This is a genomic window from Allobacillus sp. SKP2-8 (genome assembly GCF_007559355.1).
GTDB classification, from domain to species: Bacteria; Bacillota; Bacilli; order Bacillales; family Alkalibacillaceae; genus Allobacillus; species Allobacillus halotolerans.
In genome coordinates, this window is record NZ_VMHF01000007.1 from 69,635 (window position 1) to 92,338 (window position 22,704).

The 22,704-nt window shown below is 39.2% G+C and carries 23 protein-coding genes; 17 read left to right on the forward strand and 6 right to left on the reverse strand.

Annotated elements, in window-relative coordinates; genetic code table 11:
• Positions 1 to 12 precede the first annotated feature (12 nt).
• Positions 13 to 936 (forward strand): glycine betaine ABC transporter substrate-binding protein, encoded by a 924-nt coding sequence (locus FPQ10_RS07755; protein ID WP_144162691.1) that lies wholly within the window; start codon positions 13 to 15, stop codon positions 934 to 936.
• 737 nt (positions 937 to 1,673) lie between these two features.
• On the opposite strand, the gene FPQ10_RS07760 is transcribed toward FPQ10_RS07755, so the two are convergent.
• Together FPQ10_RS07760 and FPQ10_RS07765 are read right to left on the reverse strand one after the other, a co-directional pair.
• Positions 1,674 to 2,051 carry a YtxH domain-containing protein gene (locus FPQ10_RS07760; protein WP_144162693.1) on the reverse strand — a complete coding sequence of 126 codons (378 nt, stop codon included), beginning with the start codon at positions 2,049 to 2,051 and terminating at the stop codon, positions 1,674 to 1,676.
• 176 nt (positions 2,052 to 2,227) lie between these two features.
• On the reverse strand, positions 2,228 to 2,647 hold the full coding sequence (locus FPQ10_RS07765) for an HIT family protein (RefSeq protein ID WP_144162695.1): 420 nt from the start codon (positions 2,645 to 2,647) through the stop codon (positions 2,228 to 2,230).
• A 144-nt stretch (positions 2,648 to 2,791) separates the two neighbouring features.
• On the opposite strand from FPQ10_RS07765, the gene FPQ10_RS07770 reads away from it, so the two are divergent.
• The 4 genes from FPQ10_RS07770 to FPQ10_RS07785 all read left to right on the forward strand — a co-directional run bounded on the left by FPQ10_RS07770 (position 2,792) and on the right by FPQ10_RS07785 (position 7,236).
• Positions 2,792 to 3,529, forward strand: coding sequence for an ABC transporter ATP-binding protein (locus FPQ10_RS07770; protein ID WP_144162697.1), 738 nt, complete (start codon positions 2,792 to 2,794; stop codon positions 3,527 to 3,529).
• A 1-nt stretch (position 3,530) separates the two neighbouring features.
• Positions 3,531 to 4,757, forward strand: a complete 1,227-nt coding sequence (locus tag FPQ10_RS07775; RefSeq protein ID WP_144162699.1) for an ABC transporter permease — start codon at positions 3,531 to 3,533, stop codon at positions 4,755 to 4,757.
• A gap of 202 nt (positions 4,758 to 4,959) precedes the next feature.
• A complete protein-coding gene (locus FPQ10_RS07780) occupies positions 4,960 to 6,207 on the forward strand; it encodes an Nramp family divalent metal transporter (protein WP_144162701.1) in 1,248 nt (415 codons plus the stop codon).
• 171 nt (positions 6,208 to 6,378) lie between these two features.
• Positions 6,379 to 7,236 carry a YitT family protein gene (locus FPQ10_RS07785; protein ID WP_144162703.1) on the forward strand — a complete coding sequence of 286 codons (858 nt, stop codon included), beginning with the start codon at positions 6,379 to 6,381 and terminating at the stop codon, positions 7,234 to 7,236.
• 67 nt (positions 7,237 to 7,303) lie between these two features.
• Here FPQ10_RS07785 and FPQ10_RS07790 read toward each other — a convergent pair whose 3' ends face one another.
• A complete protein-coding gene (locus FPQ10_RS07790) occupies positions 7,304 to 8,476 on the reverse strand; it encodes a M20 family metallopeptidase (RefSeq protein ID WP_144162705.1) in 1,173 nt (390 codons plus the stop codon).
• Positions 8,477 to 8,663: 187 nt separating this feature from the next.
• On the opposite strand from FPQ10_RS07790, the gene FPQ10_RS07795 reads away from it, so the two are divergent.
• Entirely contained in the window at positions 8,664 to 8,933 is a 270-nt protein-coding gene (locus tag FPQ10_RS07795) for a hypothetical protein (RefSeq protein WP_144162707.1), read from the forward strand.
• A 9-nt stretch (positions 8,934 to 8,942) separates the two neighbouring features.
• Here FPQ10_RS07795 and FPQ10_RS07800 read toward each other — a convergent pair whose 3' ends face one another.
• Positions 8,943 to 9,377: a ferritin-like domain-containing protein gene (locus FPQ10_RS07800; protein ID WP_144162709.1), complete on the reverse strand. Its 435-nt coding sequence runs from the start codon at positions 9,375 to 9,377 to the stop codon at positions 8,943 to 8,945.
• A gap of 210 nt (positions 9,378 to 9,587) precedes the next feature.
• On the opposite strand from FPQ10_RS07800, the gene liaF reads away from it, so the two are divergent.
• The 5 genes from liaF to FPQ10_RS07825 all read left to right on the forward strand — a co-directional run bounded on the left by liaF (position 9,588) and on the right by FPQ10_RS07825 (position 13,705).
• Positions 9,588 to 10,421 carry a cell wall-active antibiotics response protein LiaF gene (gene liaF / locus FPQ10_RS07805; RefSeq protein WP_144162711.1) on the forward strand — a complete coding sequence of 278 codons (834 nt, stop codon included), beginning with the start codon at positions 9,588 to 9,590 and terminating at the stop codon, positions 10,419 to 10,421.
• Positions 10,422 to 10,432: 11 nt separating this feature from the next.
• On the forward strand, positions 10,433 to 11,473 hold the full coding sequence (locus FPQ10_RS07810) for a sensor histidine kinase (RefSeq protein ID WP_144162713.1): 1,041 nt from the start codon (positions 10,433 to 10,435) through the stop codon (positions 11,471 to 11,473).
• Positions 11,474 to 11,492: 19 nt separating this feature from the next.
• On the forward strand, positions 11,493 to 12,137 hold the full coding sequence (locus FPQ10_RS07815; RefSeq protein ID WP_144162715.1) for a response regulator: 645 nt from the start codon (positions 11,493 to 11,495) through the stop codon (positions 12,135 to 12,137).
• A 930-nt stretch (positions 12,138 to 13,067) separates the two neighbouring features.
• Positions 13,068 to 13,505 carry a hypothetical protein gene (locus tag FPQ10_RS07820; protein ID WP_246569307.1) on the forward strand — a complete coding sequence of 146 codons (438 nt, stop codon included), beginning with the start codon at positions 13,068 to 13,070 and terminating at the stop codon, positions 13,503 to 13,505.
• Complete coding sequence (locus tag FPQ10_RS07825; RefSeq protein ID WP_144162718.1) at positions 13,484 to 13,705, forward strand: type II toxin-antitoxin system HicA family toxin; 222 nt, start codon at positions 13,484 to 13,486, stop codon at positions 13,703 to 13,705. Before FPQ10_RS07820 ends, FPQ10_RS07825 begins: the two co-directional genes overlap by 22 nt.
• A 146-nt stretch (positions 13,706 to 13,851) precedes the next feature.
• Here FPQ10_RS07825 and FPQ10_RS13445 read toward each other — a convergent pair whose 3' ends face one another.
• Positions 13,852 to 14,358 (reverse strand): antibiotic biosynthesis monooxygenase family protein, encoded by a 507-nt coding sequence (locus FPQ10_RS13445; protein ID WP_144162720.1) that lies wholly within the window; start codon positions 14,356 to 14,358, stop codon positions 13,852 to 13,854.
• A 100-nt stretch (positions 14,359 to 14,458) separates the two neighbouring features.
• Between FPQ10_RS13445 and FPQ10_RS07835 the strand changes: the two genes are divergently transcribed.
• The 4 genes from FPQ10_RS07835 to hemY all read left to right on the forward strand — a co-directional run bounded on the left by FPQ10_RS07835 (position 14,459) and on the right by hemY (position 20,144).
• Positions 14,459 to 16,600 (forward strand): transglycosylase domain-containing protein, encoded by a 2,142-nt coding sequence (locus tag FPQ10_RS07835; RefSeq protein WP_144162722.1) that lies wholly within the window; start codon positions 14,459 to 14,461, stop codon positions 16,598 to 16,600.
• Between the two features lie 158 nt (positions 16,601 to 16,758).
• Complete coding sequence (gene hemE / locus FPQ10_RS07840; protein WP_144162724.1) at positions 16,759 to 17,793, forward strand: uroporphyrinogen decarboxylase; 1,035 nt, start codon at positions 16,759 to 16,761, stop codon at positions 17,791 to 17,793.
• A gap of 19 nt (positions 17,794 to 17,812) precedes the next feature.
• The gene (gene hemH / locus FPQ10_RS07845) at positions 17,813 to 18,733 is read left to right on the forward strand and encodes a ferrochelatase (protein WP_144162726.1); all 921 of its coding nucleotides are present in this window, start codon (positions 17,813 to 17,815) and stop codon (positions 18,731 to 18,733) included.
• 19 nt (positions 18,734 to 18,752) lie between these two features.
• Complete coding sequence (hemY, locus tag FPQ10_RS07850; protein WP_144162728.1) at positions 18,753 to 20,144, forward strand: protoporphyrinogen oxidase; 1,392 nt, start codon at positions 18,753 to 18,755, stop codon at positions 20,142 to 20,144.
• A gap of 197 nt (positions 20,145 to 20,341) precedes the next feature.
• On the opposite strand, the gene yhfH is transcribed toward hemY, so the two are convergent.
• On the reverse strand, positions 20,342 to 20,470 hold the full coding sequence (gene yhfH, locus FPQ10_RS07855) for a protein YhfH (RefSeq protein ID WP_144162730.1): 129 nt from the start codon (positions 20,468 to 20,470) through the stop codon (positions 20,342 to 20,344).
• 100 nt (positions 20,471 to 20,570) lie between these two features.
• On the opposite strand from yhfH, the gene FPQ10_RS07860 reads away from it, so the two are divergent.
• Both FPQ10_RS07860 and lplA read left to right on the forward strand, forming a co-directional pair.
• A complete protein-coding gene (locus tag FPQ10_RS07860) occupies positions 20,571 to 21,302 on the forward strand; it encodes an MBL fold metallo-hydrolase (protein WP_144162732.1) in 732 nt (243 codons plus the stop codon).
• A gap of 91 nt (positions 21,303 to 21,393) precedes the next feature.
• Positions 21,394 to 22,401 (forward strand): lipoate--protein ligase, encoded by a 1,008-nt coding sequence (gene lplA, locus FPQ10_RS07865; RefSeq protein ID WP_144162748.1) that lies wholly within the window; start codon positions 21,394 to 21,396, stop codon positions 22,399 to 22,401.
• Positions 22,402 to 22,704: the final 303 nt, after the last annotated feature.

Consider the following 22,704-nt stretch of genomic DNA (forward strand, 5'->3'; position numbering starts at 1 on the left):
GGAGTATTAATTATGTTTAAAAACGTTGGAAAGCGTTTTGCGTTCATCGCTGTTTTAGCATTGACGCTTATCGTAGCAGCATGTGGCGGTTCAGATGGTGATAGTGAATCATCTGGAGATAACGGTGATTCATCAGGCGGCTCAAACGTAGGCGACGGTAAATCAATCGAGCTTGTTTACGTTGAGTGGGATACGGAAGTCGCTTCTACACATGTTATTGGAAAAGTATTGGAAGACTTAGGTTATGATGTGACACTAACTCCACTTGATAACGCTGTTATGTGGCAATCTGTTGCGAATGGTGAGTCAGATGCTATGGTCGCAGCTTGGCTACCAGCTACACACGGAGATCTATTTGAAGAGTACAAAGATCAAGTTGTTGATTTAGGTGCTAACTTTGATGGTGCGAAAATTGGTATGGTAGTACCTTCTTACATGGACATCGACAGTATTGAAGACCTACCAGAAGTTGCTGATGAATTAGATCAAACAATTACTGGTATTGAGCCAGGTGCTGGTGTTGTAAAAGCTTCTGAAAATTCCGTTGAGGAATATGGTTTAGACGGATGGGAAGTACAAACTTCTTCTAGTGGTGCGATGGCAACAGCTTTAGGTGAAGCTATTGACAATGAAGAACCAATTGCTGTTACTGGTTGGTCTCCACACTGGAAATTTGCTGAATACGACTTGAAATATCTTGAAGATCCAAAAGAAGTATACGGTGGTGCTGAAGAAATTAAAACAATGGCACGCCAAGGACTTGAAGAAGACCTTCCAAACGCTTACAAAGTTTTGGAGAACTTCTCTTGGGGCGAAGAAAAATTCAATAACGTAATGCTTGAAATTCATAATGGCACAGATCCTGAAGAAGCTGCTGCAACCTTTGTAGAAGAAAATCAAGATCTTGTTGATGAGTGGACTGCAGACGTCGAGTAATCGACTGTTTGACTTCAAACACATATACCGGCAGAAATGCTGGTATATGTGTTTTTTTGCTCAAAAATTTTTGTTAGGGTAAACACACAAATTCGGGTAAGTTTCGATAACGGCCGTTGGTGTCAGGCGATTCGCTTACGGCGAGTGCTTGTACGAACAAGACATAAGGTGACATTTGAGATAAATTGCATGTCTTCTATACCGTCGGGCACAGTTCGAGCCTTTCTCGGCCGAAAAGCACAAAAATAAAAGGCTGGAACAAGTCAAAGTTATAAACTCATCAGCGTAGGAAATATACGGAGACTTCTGCGGTCAACTAAATGCGGCCACGTCCTGTGGCCAACGTTGACACTAGCCCGTCCTGGGCGTCGGGAGCAAAAGCCTAGGTGAGACCCCGCAGTGCGAAGCACGAGGAGGGTCAACAGCTGCCCGCGATATAGAAGACACTGCGGTTTACCGCAGATGTCGCCTTATGCCCTATGGGTAAGAGCACAGTATGTTTCCGAAGCGGGTATTTCCGCTACACTAAATTAGAATGTTCGTATCTGGATTAACTTTAAAGATTTTGTTCCAGCCTCACTATATCGTATAAATAGAAATAGTGGGTAAAATCATCCGTAGATGATCTTACCCACTAATCTTAGTGTGTTTATTTTTCGATAGGCAGAAGACTCTTTCTTCAAAAATGCAACAGGCATTTTTGGCGAGAGTCGTTCAATGCTACTTTCGGCTTTCACTTATCCTTTTGTCTGATTTGAAGAACTGTTCATTTTTTCTTCCAACTCTTTGATACTATCTTCAATTTGCATTAAATGATTTTGTAAGCTTTCTTGATGGGGTTCAATGGTGTCTTTCCAACTCTCCACAGAAACTTTTATATCTTGGGAAAGGTCTTTCATCAACGCAGCGCCTTCACGAGAAGTTTTTGTAATTTGTTCTTTCAATCTCTTACCGTCTTCTTGTAGTTGATTTGCTAAATCCTTCAGTCGGCTGCTTTGATCTTTCACTTTTCCCCGAAACTCCTCACCAGAATTCGGAGCGGTTAATAAAGAGATCGATGCGCCAACAACACTACCGACTACAACACCAAATACAAGCGATTTTCCGTTTACCATATTACCTAACCCCTTTCTTTTCTCACTGTCATTATATCATTTTTCCCGAGGTTGATTCGAAATAATCATCACATTCAGAAATGTTGTTTTAAAAATGATGTATTTCATGACGACGAAAAAATGGCTACCAAATTGTATACAACAACTTGGTAGTCATTTTGCATGTCCTGTGTGATTTATAGCGCTGAAGAGATTTTCTCTGCAAGCTGTTGCAGTTTCTCAGGTGTATAGTCATCATTATGTTGTTCCCAGCTTACCTTTAAGCCGTCATTTTCGTCAAAACGAGGTAAGAAGTGTAAATGAAAATGAAAAACACTTTGGTCGGCGAAAGAACCATTGTTGTTTACTAAATTCATACCTTTTGGATTGAATGCTTCTTTGATGCCGTTCGCAATTTTGGGCGCAACTTTAAATAAATCGGAGGCTGTTTTTTCATCCATTTCATAAATGTTTTCATAATGCTTTTTTGGAATTAATAAGACATGGCCTTCTGTAACTTGTCCGATATCCATGAAAGCATAGACATTTTCATCTTCGTAAACCTTTGCCGATGGTAGTTCGCCATCGATAATTTTGCAAAATATACAATCAGACATGAAACTCCTCCTTATTAATTATCTACTTTTATTGTAGCGTAACTCATTGTCGAATGACAGGAGAAAAACACATATTTATCAAAAGCGTATTAATTTTTGTTATGATGGTGGAAGATAGTTTGTGGGAAGAAGTGAGGGATTTAGTTGGAAAAATTGTTACGGATTGAGAATTTAGTTGGCGGCTACACGAGAGACGATGTGTTGCATGGCCTGTCCTTTCATGTAAAAAAAGGTGAAGTTGTTGGTTTGATCGGTTTGAATGGAGCTGGAAAGAGTACAACAATTAAACATATTATCGGTTTGATGACACCTAAGCAAGGTAGTATCGAAATAAATGGGCAGACAATCCAGGATGATTTAGAAACGTATCGACGTGAGTTTGCATACATACCTGAGATGCCTATGCTTTATGAAGAGTTGACATTGGATGAACACTTGCATTTAACGGGAATGGCTTATGGATTAGATAAGGAAACATATGATGAGCGGGTAGGCTATTTGTTGAAGGAATTCCGTTTAGAGTCTAAACGAAATTGGTTTCCGGTGCATTTTTCCAAGGGGATGCGCCAAAAAGTGATGATTATGTGCGCTTTTTTGGTTAATCCTTCCCTTTATATTGTGGACGAGCCGTTTGTCGGCTTAGATCCTTTAGGAATTCAGTCTTATTTAGATACGATGAATGAAATGAAGGAGCAGGGAGCGGGTGTCTTAATGTCGACACATATTTTAGCAACCGCTGAGCGTTACTGTGATCGGTTCATTATCTTGCATGATGGGAAGATTCGTGCGAGCGGCACACTAAAGGAATTGCAAGATGAGTTTATAATGCCGGGTGCTAGTTTGGATGATCTCTATGTACGTTTAACGAGAGACGAGGGATAAGATGAACACCAATCAGTTATGGAAGGAACGATTCAATCAACATATAAAAATGCTAAGCCGTTATCTGAAGCTGATGTTCAATGACCATTTAGCATTTGCGCTAATATTTTTTGTAGCGGCTTTTGCTTACTTTTATCAGCAATGGTTGCAAACAGTTCCGCCAGATTTTCCAGTCGAGTGGATTATGGCCATTATATTTGGATTCTTAGTCACATTCAGTTCCGTCCGCACATTTTTGAGACAAGCTGATGAAGTGTTTTTGCTACCTATCGAAAATGAGATGAAGCCATATATAAGAAATGGTTTTATCTACAGTTTAGTGATTCAAAGTTACTGGATTGCTCTCTTTTTATTTGCCTTAACGCCACTGTTGATGGTTGTCAAAGCGGATATTACCATTGGTCGAGTGTTGGTGTTGTTTGCATTCTTTATTGTTTTGAAGATAGGCAATTTATTTGCAGGCTGGTTTACTCAAAAAACACGTGATACATCTTATCATTATCTTGATTACATTGTACGTTTAGTCACCAATATATTACTAATATTTTTTGTCGTATCTGAAACTTGGGTTCTAGCTGCTGTTGCGGTAATTGTGTTTATCGGCATCATGTTGGTTCACTATTTCCAAGTTAATGTAAAAAATAGTTTTCCATGGGATTTATTGGTTGAGAAAGAGGAAGAAAAACTTCAATTCTTCTACCGGATGGCCAATCTTTCAACGGATGTGCCGAATTTAAAGCAAAAGCCCAAGAAACGTCATTGGCTCGTTCGTTTAGTCACAAGTTCACTATCTTTTAAGCAAGAGCAAAGTTTTTTCTATTTATATAGTATTACCTTTTTGAGAAGCCGGGACTATTTTGGAATGTACTTTCGATTAATTCTTTTATCGATCTTCTTTGTTTATTGGATTCCACTATTCTGGGGAAAGGTTTTCTTTAGCCTTTTATTGTTGTTCGTCAGTGGATTTCAGTTCATCACGATTTATCACCACCATAAAGGGTTGGATTGGATTAAACTATATCCAGTGTCTGAAACGGTGCGAAAAAAAGCAATCCATCAACTGATTTTATTGTTAATGATCATTCAAATTCTTGTGATTTTCCCTGTTTACATTTGGTTTGGGAATATTGGAAATGCATTGATTTTTACTGGTTTGGCCATCGTTTTAACCATTTTGTTTGAAACATTTTATTTAAAGAATCGAATGAACCGTATGAGTGATTCCTAAAAGAAACTGCAAACGGGTCTTCAAGGTGAAGACCGTTTGCAGTTTTTGATTTTGATCTATGAGTTTTAAATTAATATTTTGTATCTCCTCTTTTGAAAAAACGTAATTGATGGAACCTCTATCCAGTTTGTCAGCACATGATTTGGGGAAGAAAATTAAACATCTTAGAAATTTCGCAAATCTTCTCGTTGGGGGTTCATGGATGGACAAAAACACAAAGACTTTCAGAGAACGCATGAAAGAAAAAGCGAAAGCAATAGGCCCAGGTGCACTCATTGCAGCATCCTTCATAGGTCCTGGAACTGTTTCAACGGCAACTGAAGCAGGAGCCTCATTTGGTTATGCCCTCATTTGGGCAATTGTATTTTCGATTATCACAACGATATTTTTACAAGAAATGGCCGCTCGTCTCGGCGTTGTATCCGGTAATGGTCTTGGAGAAGCCATCCGGGATCAATTTGAAAGACCGTTTTTAAAATATAGTGTGGTCATTGTAATAGGGTTTTCAATCGGTGTCGGTTGTGCAGCGTACTTAGCCGGTGATTTGACAGGTGGTGCCCTGGGGATATCCATGATGACTGGTATACCGCAAAATTATATTGCACCTGTTATTGGTGGCATCATTTTGATTCTTTGTTTAACAGGTAGTTATAAACGGTTTGAAAAGATATTAGTCACATTAATTGCCATCATGAGTGTGACCTTTTTGACTACCATGATTGTGATTCAACCAAATTTATCAGAAGTATTTCAGGGAGCATTTGTTCCATCAATCCCATCTGGCTCAATTGTAGTGATTGTTGCATTGATTGGTACGACTGTTGTTCCTTACAATCTTTTTATGCATGCTTCAAGTGCGAAGGAAAAATGGAAGAGTCCTGATGATTTAAAAAAGGCTAGATGGGATGTTTTATTGACGATTAGTATTGGTGGTTTAATTACGATTGCGATTATGGTAACGGCAGGTGCGATTATTCGTGGGACTGAAGAGGCTGGAATTGAAGCACTCGCGACTGCATTAGAGCCAACGCTCGGTAGTTGGGCCAGTACATTTATAAGCATTGGCATGTTGGCTGCAGGTTTTTCATCGGCAATGGCTTCCCCGCTTGGAGCAGCTTATACAATAGGTGGCCTGACGAAATGGGGGACAAGCTTTGATCACTGGCAGTTTAAAGCAATATTTTCTACTGTGATCAGTATTGGAATTATCACTTCAGCAATCGGATTCGAGCCGATGCAACTGATTCTGACTGCACAAGCATTAAATGGTTTAATTTTACCAATTATAGCGATTTCCTTATTGATTGTTGTGAATAATAAGAATGTCATGGGTAAGCACGTTAATTCCTTGAAGTTAAATATGATTGGCGGGGCGATTGTCGTCATCGTCAGTGGTCTGGGAATTTACAGTTTGGTTGATGCGGTTTCTTCATTCATGGATGCAGTTTAATGACTGAGCTCAATCAACTATCCGAATTTGCGCACTTACAGTTCGATGTAAGTGTGCATTTTTTGTGTGAATAACATTTTGATCCTTTAATGCGTTCTTATACGGAAGTTCACAAAGTGGCCGTTTAGTGATAAAATCGTCAAGGTTTCGTATAAAGGGAGCAGGATAGAAATGATAGAACGAAAGAGAAGAACAACATCAAAAAATTATTTGGAACAAATGATTTATGTCATTATAGGGTCATTTATTGTCTCGTTTGCATATAATGGTTTTTTACTGCCGAACTATATTGCTGCAGGTGGCGTGAGTGGGATCAGTACAATTACGGAAGCGCTATTTGAATTAGAACCAGCTTATGTGATTTGGGGCATTAATATCCCGATTCTCATCACATCATATTTTTTATTGGGAAGAGCGGCTACATTCCGTTCACTTGTTGGCTCATTGGTATTGCCTTTCTTCGTATTTTTGTCGAGAAATATTGAACCATTTGCGACAGATCCACTTTTAGCAGGCCTTTTCGGTGGGTTAGGTGTCGGTATCGGTTTAGGAATTGTATTTTTGGGCGACGCATCAACGGGAGGAACGTCGTTGATCGCTCAGTTCATTCACAAATTTACGAATCTATCACTTGGTGCAAGTCTAGCAATCATTGATGGGTTAATCGTCATCACAGCCATGATCGTGTTTGATATTGAACTCGGTCTGTATGCATTGATTGGACTTTACTTGACGAGTAAGTCTATTGATCTCATTCAAACAGGCTTTAGCCGGTCGAAGGCAACATTCATTATTTCGGATGAGTATTTGGATGTTCAAGAAGCGATTTATACGCGTGTCGATCGTGGAGTGACACGTATCACTGCGCAAGGTGGCTTTACAGAGGATCAACGGCCTATATTAATGTGTGTCGTGAATCATAATGAAATTGCTGCGTTAAAACGCACCATTAGAGCTGTCGACCCGAAAGCTTTTGTCATTGTAATGGATTCATCAGAAGTCTTAGGCCAAGGATTCCAAGTTGAATAATGGATAAGTAGAAAAATAGACGCGAACAAAGATGAACAATCTTCGTTCGCGTCTATTTTAATAATACTTACTTTTCTTGAGCCTTTCGGTAGCCATGCAGTAATGCTTTCGCTGCTATAGGTAATGCTCTTTCATCGATATCAAATTTTGGATGATGATGTGGGTAGGCTTCCCGGCCTTCAATCTTTGCTCCAGTAAAGAAATAGGCACCAGGACGTTCTTGTAAGAAATAGGAAAAGTCTTCGCCGCCCATCACAGGAATAATCTCATATGCTTCTTTTACGCCAGGTATTTCAGTGCCTTCTTCAATATAATAATTGGCTTCTTCCACATGGTTAATGACAGGAGGATAGCCTTTGACATAGTTTAGTTCATAGTCAGCACCGTAGCTTAATGCGATTCCTTTTAAGATGGCATGCATTTCTTCGATGACTTGTGTTTGAACATCCTCATCTAAATAACGAACCGTTCCAGTTAGACGAGCTGAGTCAGCGATCACATTAAAGGTCGATCCCGCATGAACTTCACCAAGGGTGAGAACGGCTGCTTTTAATGGATCAATTCGGCGGCTGACGATTTGTTGCAATTCGACGATTGCTTGGCCAGCCATGACGATCGCATCTTTGGTTTGGTGTGGCATTGCGCCATGACCGCCCCTGCCTTGGATAGTAATTTCAAAACGATCGGCTCCAGCCATAAAAACACTCTTCGAGGATTCAATCGCATGAACGGGTGTTGTTGCCCAAAGATGAGTGCCAAATATCACATCTACACCATCAAGCGCTCCATCTTCAATCATTGGTTTTGCTCCGCCTGGTTCTAATTCTTCAGCAGGTTGATGAATTAGAGTTAATGTTCCTGGAAGTTCATCCTGAAAAGGAAGGACAGCTTCTGCAACTGCCAGTAACGTTGCCGTATGACCGTCATGGCCACAAGCGTGCATCACACCGTCACGTTTAGATTTGTAAGGTACATCATTTTCTTCTTGAATCGGTAATGCATCAAAGTCAGCTCTTAAAGCGATGTTTTTACCTGGTTTCCCACCTTGAATGGTTCCGATAATGCCATATCCACCGACATTTTTTCGGAAAGGAATCCCAAGTTTGTCATAACGATTCGCAATAAAGGCAGCGGTTTCTTTTTCTTCAAAAGATAATTCAGGATGTTGATGTAAGTAACGACGATCTTCCACCATTTGATCTGCCAACTGATCAATCTTTTCGTAGACCTGATTCCACACATCATTCACTCCCCACACACTATTTATAAATAGTATATCAGACGAGGGAAGAACTTAGAAAAGGATTTTTTTATTCGAGGCTTGTCATAGGCTAGCTCGTAGTCAGTTAGATGGTTAAAAATCGTGAGGGGAGTTAGCCGCGTCTGCGCTAAGTGAATGTTGAGAGATTAAAAACCCTGAAGCGGACGTGATTAACCCTGAAGGAATAGCAAAAAACCCTGAAGCGGAAGTGGTTAACCCTGAAGGAATAGCAAAAAACCCTGAAGCAGACGTGATTAACCCTGAAGGAATAGCAAAAAACCCTGAAGCCAACTCAATTAACCCTGAAGATTACAAAATAAATCACAAACTAACGATTAATTATTATTCGGAAATCGAAAAAAGTTACGTAGCACACAAAGTTACCCCTGTACATGGTTGCGACTACCACGCACAGGGGTTGAACAGTTCTTATTAATTAAAAAAATTAACTAAGTCGAGGGTCTTCTAATAAGCGTTGCATTTCTTCTTTGTGACCTGTTTCATCAGCAATGAAATCTTCCAGTGTAACGACTAATTCCGTGTACCCAAGTTCCTCTGCTTGCTTCTTACGTTCTTCATACCGTTCAATTGTATCTTTTTCATTTTGTAACGCTTCTTCAAGCATCTCTTTTACGTCAGTCAGTTGCTTAACTTTAGCTGGAGTGGTGGTCGGTGTGCCGCCTAGCGTCTTAATCTTTTCAGATAAATATAATGCGTGTCCGATCTCATCAGTGCTTTCTTCTTGGAAAAAAGGCTTTAAAACTTGTCGGTACATACCAGAAACAACTGCCGCATTATAAGTATACATAATGACTGCTGCATATTCGTGCGCTAAATCATCATTCAATCCGTCGATTAATTTCTGTACATTTTGGTCCAAACAAAATCATCCTTTCTGGAAAAATTACTATATTACTTATATACCCTTTGAAATTTGTATTAAACAATGAATCAGCCTCAAGACGGAGAGGAAAACAACCTAAAGAATGTAGGCACGCTATGAATTTTCTTATAAGATGAAGATAATTAAATTTGTAACTATTCAAACAATAATTAAGCGGCTATAATCAAATCATAAGTAGGTGGAAAAATGTATACATTCTTTAAGTGGATGTTTTCTTTATTTTTAATATTTATTGGCGTAGCTTTAGTTCTACGAAATCTCGACATTATTTCCCTGGAAATATTCGACGAAATTTGGGGTGCTTGGCCACTACTCGTCGTATTATTCGGGCTGATTTCCTTCATACACTCATTTCAGGCTCATAAATTTGGTAGTTGGAAGGTTGGTTCATTTCTCATCATATTCGGTGGTTTGCTTTTTGCCGGAAATTACAACTATATCGATTTTAAGTTTTGGGATATCTGGCATTTATGGCCTTTGATTATCGTGTATATCGGTGCTTCGATGTTACTTGAGAATAAAGGGGCCCATGTAGAAGTGAATATGCCGAAGAAGGATAAGAAGATTAAAGAAAGTGTTACCTCTCATCAGCAACAAGACGACAGTCTGAATTATTCTAGAGAGAAAGAAAAAAAGCAAAAAGTGAAATATGCTCAAAAATCCAATCAATTAATCGCAGACCGTAGCTTCAGTAGGGATAATTGGGAGGTCCAATCGATGAGCTTAAAAACGGGTATTGGAAATCTCTACTTTGATTTTTCAAAAGCCTATATTCCTGACCAAGAGTCGAAGATTATATTGAAGGGCTATATAGCGGACATTCAGATGAAAATACCGGAGGAGATTCCTGTGAAAATTTATTCGAAAATATCGATTGGAGAGACGCGTGTTGGCGATGAAGATCAATCCGGATTCAGCAATTCAATTGCGTATAAAACCGAAGACTATGATCAGGCAACACGGAAGCTAAATATCGTGATGAACTATCAAATCGGCGATATTCAAGTCGTTTTTGTCTAGGGGATGGAAGCATGTTTAAACAGTTAAAAAGTATACGATTTCAAATGATTCGTAAAGAATTGAAAGTCATTTATTTCTCATTGTTTATTTTGGCGTTATGTCTCTTTTTTCTATATTCCGTCTATCAACCGATTTGGTTAAGCTTACAAGCTATTTTTCTATCCCTAGGTTTACTCGTACTTATTATGACTCCTGTCGGTATTTATCTAACCTTACAATCTACCAACAACATTAAAAAACGGTTGGATGTCTATTCAGTCTTCCTATCAACATTGTCTGAAGGAAAGTATGAGGCCGAGCTATTAAATCTCGAAGAAAACGATGAACTTGATTTGATTGGAAACGAATTGAACGGTTTAGCGAAGAAGTTAAAGGATCAAGTTCGTTCCCTTCAAAAATTAGCCGATGAGAAAACAGATTTGGCGAATCAAGCGCACGTGGCAGCTACGATTGAAGAACGTCAACGTTTAGCAAGAGATTTACATGACGCCGTCAGTCAACAGTTATTCGCATTGACGATGATGTCGCAAGCAACCGTCAAAACGATAGAAAAAAAGCCTGAAGAAGCGATAGAGCAGGTAAGGGAAATTTCTGAAATTGCTTTACAGGCACAAAATGAGATGCGTGCTTTGTTACTGCATTTGCGACCAATTCAATTATCCGGCGAATCATTAGAAGAAGGGATTAAGAAGCTTACGAATGAATTGAAACAGAAATCGAATTTGCAATTTGATGTGAACATTGATGAATTGCCAGAACTTTCCCAAGCGAAAGAAGACCATTTGTTTCGATTACTTCAAGAAGCGCTATCCAATGCATTACGACATGCAAATGCAACGAAAATCACTGTGAATATTAAGGAAAAGTCCGACGCCATACACATACATATTAGTGATAACGGGATCGGGTTCAACCTTGAAGAACAATCCCAATCAAAAACTTCCTATGGCTTAAAAACAATGAGAGAACGCAGTGAAGAGATTGGCGGAACGTTCCGAATTCGTTCCAAAGAAGGTCAAGGTACGTATATTGATGTTCGTATACCTAAATAAGAAGGCGGGAGAGGTTGTTATGGAACCAATCACAGTCGTTTTAGTGGATGATCATGAAGTTGTCAGAAGAGGTATGAAGACGTATTTGATGACGGAAGAAGATATTGAAATCGTTGGTGAAGCTTCAAGCGGGAATGAAGGGGCTCGGCTCGTTTTAGACTTGAAGCCCGACGTTGTATTGATGGACTTGATCATGGAAAATGGCACCGGAATTGAAGCGACCGAAAAAATCATTGCTGAAAACCCATCTTGTAAAATCATTATATTGACTAGCTTCTATGATGAAGAACAAGTCATTCCAGCATTGGAAGCGGGGGCTTTTAGTTATATGCTTAAAACGTCCGCTGCAGAAGAAATTGTCTCGGCCATTCGAAAAGCGAAACGTGGAGAAAATGTTATCGAACCAAAGGCTGCAGGAGCGATGATGAATAGGTTTCGAACACCAAACAAGGATGCACATGATGAATTAACGCAACGAGAGCGGGAAGTTTTAATATGTATTGGAAATGGTTTGACCAATCAAGAAATCAGTGATGAATTATTTATTGGCATAAAAACAGTCAAAACACATGTCAGCAATATTTTAAGTAAACTAGAGGTACATGACCGAACACAAGCCGCCGTTTATGCGCACCGGAATGGTTTAATGACAAAGCAAACGTAAAATAAATGTAGTAGTTCAGTTTTAAGTGATAATATTAATGCACTTAAAAGTGAACTGCTTTTTCTATATGAGTTCATAGCAACAAAGTATAGTTTCAATTTATCTCTCGTTCTAATTTAAAAAAGTTCAAATATGTATCCAATTTCAATCAAACGAATGGAACAAACAAGCTAAAAGTTATTTCACAGTCTTTTTTTTACTTTAAGGTTCTGTTAAAGTTTAGTGTTGATTTTCTATTGATATAGAACTGAGTTGTTGAATTGTGGATAGCGTTGGTGGCGACTCCTGCGGGTCAACTAAGAGCGAGGTTGGGACAAAATCTTTAAAGTTGACTTAGATACGAACATTTAATTTAGTGTGGCGGAAATACTCGCTTCGGAAATATACTACGCTTTTCGCGGGCAGCTGTTGAGCCTCCTCGTGCTTCGCACTGCGGGGTCTCACCTAGGCTTTTGTTCCCGCAGAAGTCTCCGTATATTTCCTACGCTAAGTTAGATTGTTATTCGTGTTTCTGAGTTTATAACTTTGATTTGTCCCAGCCCCAACGTTGACACTAGTCCGTCCTGGGCGTCGGAACAGCACGAGTCTCGAGACCCCACAGGCCGTGGTCTTGGGCCGATGAGGCTCGAGCCGTGCTCGCTGTAAAGAAGACACTGCGATTTATCGCAGATGTCGCCATTATGCCCTTTGGGTAAAAGCGTCCACCGATAGGGGATCACAATATCAACAACGGACTTTAACAAAGCCTACTTTAAAGGCATACTAAAACGAGTGCTAATCCACGTCACAATTTTTGTTATGGTTTGTTTCAATCTAATTCAACTGTTTAAATTTCATGAAAAATTCAGTTTAATAATGGAATAACAAATTATACATGTGTACATAATGTGCATAACGTACATAATATGCTATTATAGGAGGTGAAAGGAGATGATTAGAGTGAGTGCAATATTGAACGCAACAGATGTCCGGAAGAATTGGGGTCAATTTAACGATGATGTCGTTAGAGAAGGACCCAAATTTGTCAAAAGGAACAGAGATAAATGGGCTGCATTAAGCTCAGAACATTTAAAAGTAGCTTTCTCTGACTATACTTTTACAATCAGGTACTTGCAGGAAGAAGACGGTACTATTACCGCTTCTCTTGATAAATTTGATATTGTTGAGAACGGTGACACCGAAAAAGAAGTTCTCGACTTAGTTGTAGATGAATTGATTGAGTATGCAAATGAATATCAAAGTAATTTTAATCTGTATTTCGATTCTCCGAATAGACGTGATCAGTTCCCTTATATTATGAATGTTTTAGCCCAAGATAGTAATGATGATGTCAAAGGACTAGTTTCATGCCCAGTTGGAGAGAAATAGAGCGCTTTTGTAGACGAGACGGCTGGGAAGAGTTCAAGAAAAAAGGTCATCACATCTATTTTAGGAAAAAAAATAACGATGGAACTGTAAAGCGTACAAAAGTATCTAGGGGAACAGGAGAAGTCAAAGGTCATTTGTGGAAAGAAATTCTAAAAAAGCAATTACAAGTGACAGAAGAGGAATTTAATGCTAAGAAATAACTGATAAATAAATATATAAGTTGCTTTTTTCATCATTTTAATAGCAAATAATACATCAATTGGCATCATATAATTTCAACTAAAACTAAAAAGCCTTGGCGAAAGGGTAATGGACCTCAACGCCAAGGCTTACTTCATTTAAAGGATTATTCGTCCTCTGGTTGGATAACTTGGTATTTCTTCGCGTACGATGGACCAGCAGAATAAGATGGTTTTTCTTCTTTTTTATCCGAAGAAGATTTGTGTGATTGCTTAAATGATTGAGAGTTTTTCCACGTCTCAAAATCCGATTCTTTTTCCCATTGTGTTAATACGACGTACGTTTGATTATTATGCGGTCGTAGTAATTTAAACGCTTGAAAACCGGGTTCATTTTCGATCATTCCTGCTCGGTCTTTGAAGCGGCTTTCAAACAGCGGACGGCCTTCATACGTAACAGGAATATGATTCATGACGAAAAACCCCTTTGATGACAGGGTGCCAGCCTCACCAATAACTTCGTATTCACGCGCTTCACTGAATGGATTTTCACCACTGTTTTCCAGGACAGCTAAATACTGATCTTCATCTTGGGCAATAATAATTTCATCAGATTCTTTTTGTAATTCAGCTAAGTAATCATAGGTTCCGTTTGTCATCCATAGTTTCTTCATTAAAAATGCCTCCTTGGTCAATAAGGTGATATTTTTGTCGCATTACGTCGACTGTAATATAATGAAAAGAGTTTAATTGGAAATTATTGAGGTGGAAAATTTGGCATTCACGATAAAGAAAAAGTGGAAATGGGCTTTGTATGCCATACTAGCTCTTCTTGTTTTAAGTGTGCTCGGTTATCTGTTTATTTTACTAGGTGGAAGATTCGTTGTCGATGAAAAGCATTTTGTTTTTTCGGAATCCACCGTCATTGAAACCGAAGACGGAGAGCAAGTCATGAAATTATATGATGAAAATCGAACGTATGTGGCGAGTGATCAAATCCCCGATCATGTGAAAGAAGCTTTTGTCGCTATTGAAGACAGGCGGTTTTATGATCATAGTGGGGTGGACTTCCGGTCGATTGCACGTGCTGTTTATACCGACGTCGTTACATGGAGCAAAAAAGAAGGCGCCAGTACGATTACTCAACAATTGGTTAAAAATACTTCGTTAACGAACGAAAAGTCCTGGCTACGGAAAACAAAAGAAGCGATGGGTGCTATCTATTTGGAACGAATCAAGTCGAAGGACGAGATATTAGAGTATTATTTAAATGAAATTTATTTCGGACATGGCATATATGGAATCGAGGAAGCCTCACAATTTTTCTTTTCCAAGTCTGTTAATGAACTATCGATTTCCGAAGGCGCAATGCTGGCTGCTTTACCGAAAGCACCCAATACGTATTCTCCGTTAAAAGATAAAGAGAAGGCAATTGAGCGAAGAAATCTTGTCCTATCAAATATGTATGAACAAGACTATTTAACTGCCGAAGAATTAAAACGGGAGCAGGGAAAAACGATTGGGCTTAATCAAAGTGATCGCCAAGATTCTCCGTGGTTGAATACGTATATTGATTTAGTCATGAACGAAGTAGAAAAAGATTATCACCTGACGAAGAACGAAATACTAACAGGTGGTTATGATATTACAGTAGGAATTGATTTAGCCATCCAAGAAACGACCTACCATGAACTTCAGAAAGATGATTATTTTCATGGTTCACAAGAGAACATCCAAGCTGCAATGGTTGTTTTAGATGAAGAAAACGGACTGATTCGGGCTGCACATGGCGGACGAAACAATAATCGTGGTGATTTGAATCGACTTCACGTAAGAAGGCAACCAGGCTCAACAATGAAACCAGTGATTGTTTATGGTCCGGCTTTGGAAAAAAGTATTTACGAACCGTATACCTTAATCGATGATGTGCAAAGAAGCTACGGGGATTATCGTCCGAAAAATTACGATGGTGTTTATGAAGGCAAAGTAACGATGTATGACGCATTAATAAAATCGAAAAACGTGGCAGCCGTCGACCTTTTGAATGAAATAGGCGTCAATTATGCAAAAGATTATCTTGAAAATGTGGGTATCCAATTTGAAGAAAAAGGTCTTCCAATTGCATTAGGCGGAATGGAAGAAGGGCTAACTCCGGTCCAGATGGCTTCACTATACAGAACGTTTTATGATGAAGGGCGTTACATCACACCGAAATCTGTTGTTGAAGTAAAAGACCGTGATGGAAATGTGTTGGAGCGTGACGAAGACGAAGTGAAGCGGCTCTTCTCTAAGCAAACATCTTGGTATTTGACACGAATGCTTGAAGGGGTCGTCACAGAAGGTACTGCTAGCTTTGTGGATTATAATAAAGCACTGGCAGGTAAAACAGGATCGACACAACATCCGCATCGAAGTGGTGCGTATAAAGATGCTTGGTTCGTCGGTTTTAACACAGATTATACGATTGCCACATGGATTGGTTATGATCAAAGTGATGAAGAGCATTATATGACCCAAGGAAGTAAAGCACCAACTCAATTAACGACGTCAATATTCCGGCAATTGGATGAAACGCATTCGTTTCCTGTAGCTTTTGAAAAACCAGAAAGTGTGAACGAATTGGAAAAGCCTGTCCGTTTGACGAAAGTCACGGATTTAAAGGCAAATGTATCTGTGGGTTGGCGCAGTGGTATCCATGTCAAACTAACGTGGACACCATCAACAGATGAGCGGGTCGTCTATCATATATACAGAGAGTCGGGTAATGGACCTAAGAAAATTGGCGAAGTAACAGGCGAAGGAAGTTACCGCGTCAACAGTGTGAAAGTTTTTCAAAATCCATCTTACTTTGTTGTGCCGGTCAATCCACAAACCAATGTGGAGGGCGAGCCATCCAATACAGTAACCGCTTTTTGACCGTTGATTGACATCGATGGTCACTAACCATGAACTTGACTGAAAAGTGTCTTGATATTCGTCAAATTCATGACATTTGCGCTCTTTTCCTATACACACATCTTTATTTATTTTATAGTGAAGATTGAGAGTGGATCGTATATGAAGGGTGATATAGAATGACAACGTTTAATGATACTATTTTGAGAGCTTATAATGGAGAAAAAACAGACTACACACCGCTTTGGTTTATGCGCCAGGCGGGAAGATCACAACCAGAATATCTTAAGTTAAAAGAAAAATATTCATTGTTTGAAATTACACATCAGCCAGAACTATGCGCCTATGTGACAGAGTTACCTGTGCAAAATTATAATACCGATGCGGCAATTTTGTATAAAGACATTATGTCACCATTGCCACCAATGGGAGTAGACGTAGAAATTAAGTCAGGCATCGGGCCTGTCATTGATGACCCAATCCGAACGATGCAGGATATTCAGTCGTTACGTCCGATCAATCCAGAAGAAGATTTGCATTATGTCATGGACACCATCCGTATACTAACGAAAGAAAAATTATCCGTGCCGTTAATCGGTTTCAGTGGTGCTCCTTTTACATTGGCTAGTTATATGATTGAAGGTGGACCTTCAAAGCAATATAACAAGACAAAAGCCATGATGTATAGTGAACCGAAAATGTGGTTTGCTTTGATGGATAAATTAGGCGATATGGTCATTGATTATACGAAAGCACAGGTAAACGCAGGTGCAAAAGCGATTCAAATTTTTGATTCCTGGGTAGGAGCTGTAAATGCGCAAGATTATCGCGTATTTATTCGTCCGGTCATGGAAAGAATCTTTGAAGCGTTAAAACAAGAAGGCATTCCGACAATCTTGTTTGGAATCGGATCGCGTCATTTATTGAATGAGTTTAATGAACTTCCTGTATCAACGATTGGACTGGATTGGCGCACATCGATCCAAGAAGCAAGAGAAATGGGTATTGATAAAACACTTCAAGGTAATCTAGACCCAGCATTTTTGTTGGCCGATTGGGAAACGATTGAAACACGTACAAAAGAAATTTTAGACCAAGGAATGAATCAATCCGGCGGTTATGTCTTTAACCTTGGACATGGAGTTTTCCCTGAAGTGAAGCCTGAAACGTTGAAACGTTTGGCAAGCTTTATTCATGAATATACACGAAGCTAAGTGAAGGAGTTGAACGAATATGTCTAAAAAGACAGTAGGACTTTTAGTTATGGCATACGGCACACCCTATAAAGAAGAAGATTTAGAGCGTTATTATACGCATATTCGTAGAGGGAGAAAACCGACCGATGACATGGTGGAAGACTTAAGAAGCCGATATAATGCCATCGGTGGAATTTCACCATTAGCCCGGATTACAACAGAGCAAGCTGAAGCACTCGAAGCAAAATTGAACGAACAAAGTGATGAAGTAGAGTACAAGTATTACTTAGGTTTGAAACATATTGACCCATTTATCGAGGACTCCCTTAAGCAAATGGCTGATGATGGGATTAAAGAAGCGGTAAGTATCGTATTAGCGCCTCATTATTCCACATTCAGCATTAAATCCTATAACGGAAGAGCGCAAGAGGAAGCTGAGAAACAAGGAATCGAATTGAAGTCTGTTGTTGATTGGTATAACGAACCAGGCTTCATTGAATATTGGGTCGAACAGATCAATAAGATATATGGTGAAATGTCAGAAGAAGAAAGAAATAATGCATGCTTAATTGTATCGGCACATAGTCTTCCAGAAAAAATTCTTCAAGATGGTGACCCTTATAAAGAGCAATTAGAAGAAACCGCTCGCTTGATTACAGAACAGGCAGGCATTGAAAACTATGCTATAGGCTGGCAAAGTGAAGGGAATACACCTGAACCTTGGTTAGGACCGGACGTTCAGGATTTGACGAGAGATCTTTTTGAAGAACATGGTTATCAAGCTTTCGTCTATGCTCCGGTTGGCTTTGTATCCGATCACTTAGAAGTTTTATACGACAATGATGTAGAGTGTAAAGAAGTTTGTGATGATGTACAGGCGGCCTATTATCGTCCGGAAATGCCAAATACACATCCGAAATTTATTGAAACATTGGCAAAAGTCATATCAGAACTGTAAACAAAAAGGAGTGGCAATAATGGAGCGCAAGCGACAAACAGTAGCCATCCTAGGTGGCGGGATTACAGGACTGACTGCTGCTTATTATTTAATAAAAGAAGATCTGCCCGTCAATATTGTGCTGATTGAACAAGATTCAAAACTAGGTGGAAAAATCCAAACGTATCAATCGGATGGGTTCACGATTGAAAGAGGACCCGATTCATTTTTGGAACGAAAAGTAACTGCCAAAAAACTTGTTGAAGATCTTGGGTTGGAACATGAATTGATTCGCAATGCGACTGGACAAGCTTATATTCTGTCAGAAGACCACTTGCATGCCATGCCGAAAGGTGCTGTCATGGGGATTCCAACGGATTTCGATGCTTTTGAACAAACAACGTTAATTTCCGAAGAAGGAAAAGAGTTGGTCAAGCAAGAGTTGACGAAAGAAAAAATGGAGCCAAAAGAGGATTTGTCCGTTGGTGAATTTTTCCGTTACCGATTAGGTGATGAAGTGGTTGATAAGCTGATCCATCCATTGATCTCTGGTATTTATGCAGGAGATATTGACCGGCTAAGTTTGCAGGCGACTTTTCCTCAGTACTATCAATTGGAACAGAAATATGGCAGTTTAATTGAAGCTTTACGAGAAACGCAACCGAATAAAGCATCTAAAAAGCCAAAACAAGGACAATTTTTGACATTGAAAGATGGGTTAGGTTCACTTGTTGATGCATTGCACAATGCAATGGAACCAGTAGTAGATGTCATGCTCGATACAGAAGTGAAAAGTGTGGAGAAAGACGGAAAGGGCTATCAGATTCAGTTGGATGACAACCAGAAGATTGTTGCAGATCAAATCATTTCCACACTTCCTTTTGAAGCATCTAAGAAAGTGTTTAATGAACCTGTATTGTTCGGACAAGTGTTGGAAGAAGAGAATACTTCAGTAGCCAATGTGGCAATGGCTTTTCCATACGAGGCAATCGAGCAATTGCCTGAGGGTACTGGATTCGTTGTGTCCCGGAAAGGTGATTATCGAATTACAGCTTGTACATGGACGCATAAAAAGTGGCCACACACGACACCAGAAGGAAATCTACTTCTCAGGACTTACGTCGGTAAACCTGGTGATGAAGAGATTCTTCAGAAAAGTGACGACGAAATCATTGATATTGCGATCAATGATTTGAATCGCGTGTTTACCATTAAACAAAAACCAACTTTTCAAGTAGTTACTCGATGGGAGAATGCTATGCCACAGTATACCGTTGGACATATTGAACGAGTCAATGCACTTGAGAAGGCTTTAAAAGATAAGCTACCTGGTGTATATGTTGCCGGGAACAGTTACCGTGGCGTTGGGCTTCCGGATTGTATGGACCAAGCGATCGAGGCGGTCAACCAAATTAAGAATAATCACTTTTAATAACAAAGAAGCTGCTTCTAACAGTCTGACAACGGACCGATAGAACAGCTTCTTTTATACATTTTAATAAAAACTACCACGAAGAAATGTGGGTGGCATTTCCTCGTGTCGGAAGTTTGTCTGTTTGCAGATTCAAACAGATGGTTAGGATTGGATTAAGAATAGAACGAGCTAACAATTCACATTGTTTTAAACTACTATATAACAGGAGTGCATTTTTCGCATTTATTCGTATAGCAATCTGCCTGTTCTACCATTGGTTTCTTACAGCTGTAACAACGTTTCTTCGGTAGGTTTTTAAAAAATTTTACAGGTGATTCGAGCATTTGAATGCCTCCTTATGTTTATTTACTAGTAGTATACTGTATTAAAACAAAAATGTTAACTATAATCTGTATCATAACAACAAAACAGGAGGAAAGAACTATGAAATTTACTGTAATTGGGTATTGGGGAGCGTACCCGGAAAAAGAAAGTGCGACATCTTGCTATGTATTGGAGAACAATGGGTCGACCATTGTAATGGATCTGGGAAGTGGTGCTTTGTCTCGTTTGTTTCAATACTACCGCTTAGAAGACATTGATGCAGTTGTTCTTTCGCATTTTCATCATGACCACGTAGCTGATTTAGGTTCTTTACAATACGCTTTGTTGGTTCAACAGCATTTAAATGAAACAAACACGAAAATACCGATCTACGCGTCAAAAGATAACCCGAAAGACTTTCATCGATTAACACACAATGGTACAGTCGGGAAAGCTTATCAAGAAGGACATGATCTAACCATCGGTTCTGTTCATTTTTCATTTTTGAAAACAAAACATCCAAAACCATGTTATGCGATGCGGATAACAGATGGAGAAAAAACAATCGTATATACAGCCGATACTTCATTTTTTCCAGAACTCATTGATTTCACAAAAGATGCAGATCTGCTCGTTGCAGAAACGAGTTTTTACAAGGGAATGGATGGAAAGAAAGCGGGTCACATGACAAGTGAGGAAGTCGGAAAATTAGCCGAAAAAGCAAACGTAAAAGAATTATGGCTCACACACTTACCACATTTCGGTGACCATGAACAGTTATACAATGAAACAAAAGAGCAGTTCGAAGGAACAATTCAGTTAGCCAAAGAAGGACTTAGCTTTTCAACATAAAATCTTTAACGCGAACCGTACTCAAGTTGAATATTCAAATGTAGTTATTTACAATGAAGTTGAACATAAAAAAGGGAGTGATTAAGCAATGTTGTATTATATCGATGCAAATGACGGAATTAACGACCCACGTATCAACCTAGCTTTTGAAGAATATGTTTTGAAGCATTTGAACATCACGAGTGAAGATCAGTACTTGCTTTTTTACATCAATAAGCCTTCCATTATTATTGGTCGGAACCAAAACACAATTGAAGAAATAAACAAAGACTACGTAGAAGACAACGATATTCAAGTTGTTCGCCGACTCTCTGGTGGTGGAGCTGTCTATCATGATGAAGGAAACTTGAACTTCAGTTTCTTGGCAAAAGATGAAGGAGATAGCTTCAGTAACTTCAAGAAATTTACGCAACCGGTTGTTGACGCATTGAATAAATTAGGTGTTCCAGCAGAATTGACTGGGCGTAATGATTTAACGGCTGATGGGAAGAAAATTTCCGGAAATGCTCAGTTTACGACGAAAGGTAAAATGTTTTCTCACGGTACACTGATGTTTGACTCAGAGGTGGAAAACGTTGTTCGTTCGTTGAAAGTAAAATCAGAAAAAATTCGTTCTAAAGGAATCAAATCAATCCGTAGTCGAGTGGCGAATATTTCAGACTTTATGGACGAGAAAATGACGACAGAAGAGTTCAAGGAAGTTATTTTGAAATACATTTACGATACAGAAAACTTAGATGAAATTCCTCGCTACGAATTAACGGATGAAGACTGGGATAAAATCAACCAAATCTCTAAAGAACGTTATCAGCAATGGGATTGGAACTATGGAAAATCACCTAAATTCAATATTCAGCATTCGAAGCGTATTGAAGGCGTCGGCTCATATGACTTCCGTCTCGAAGTGAAAAAAGGCATTATCGAAGACGTAACTATTTTCGGTGACTTCTTTGGTATCGGAGAAGTACATGAGCTTGAAGATAAATTAAAAGGTGTCCGTTACGATCGCGAATCCATTTTAAAAGCAGTTGAAGATGTAAATGTACAGCATTACTTAGGAAAAATTGAGCAAGAAGACTTTCTTTCTCTCGTTTACTAAGCTTGATTAATTTAGGGTCATCCAAAACAGGGATAGAGCGTAATTTTAAAGCTCTATCCCTGTTTTTTGTCTTTCTAATCGAGGGTGGCGCGTAATTTTTGTTGTCTACCGTTGAATAGAGCGCTTCTAATCGACGGAAGCACGTAATGTTTGTGCTCTACGGTTGAATAGAGTGCTTCTAATCGACGGAAGCACGTAATGTTTGTGCTCTACGGTTGAATAGAACGCTTCTAATCGACGGAAGCACGTAATGTTTGCACTCTACAGTTGAATAGAGTGCTTCTAATCGACGGAAGCACGTAA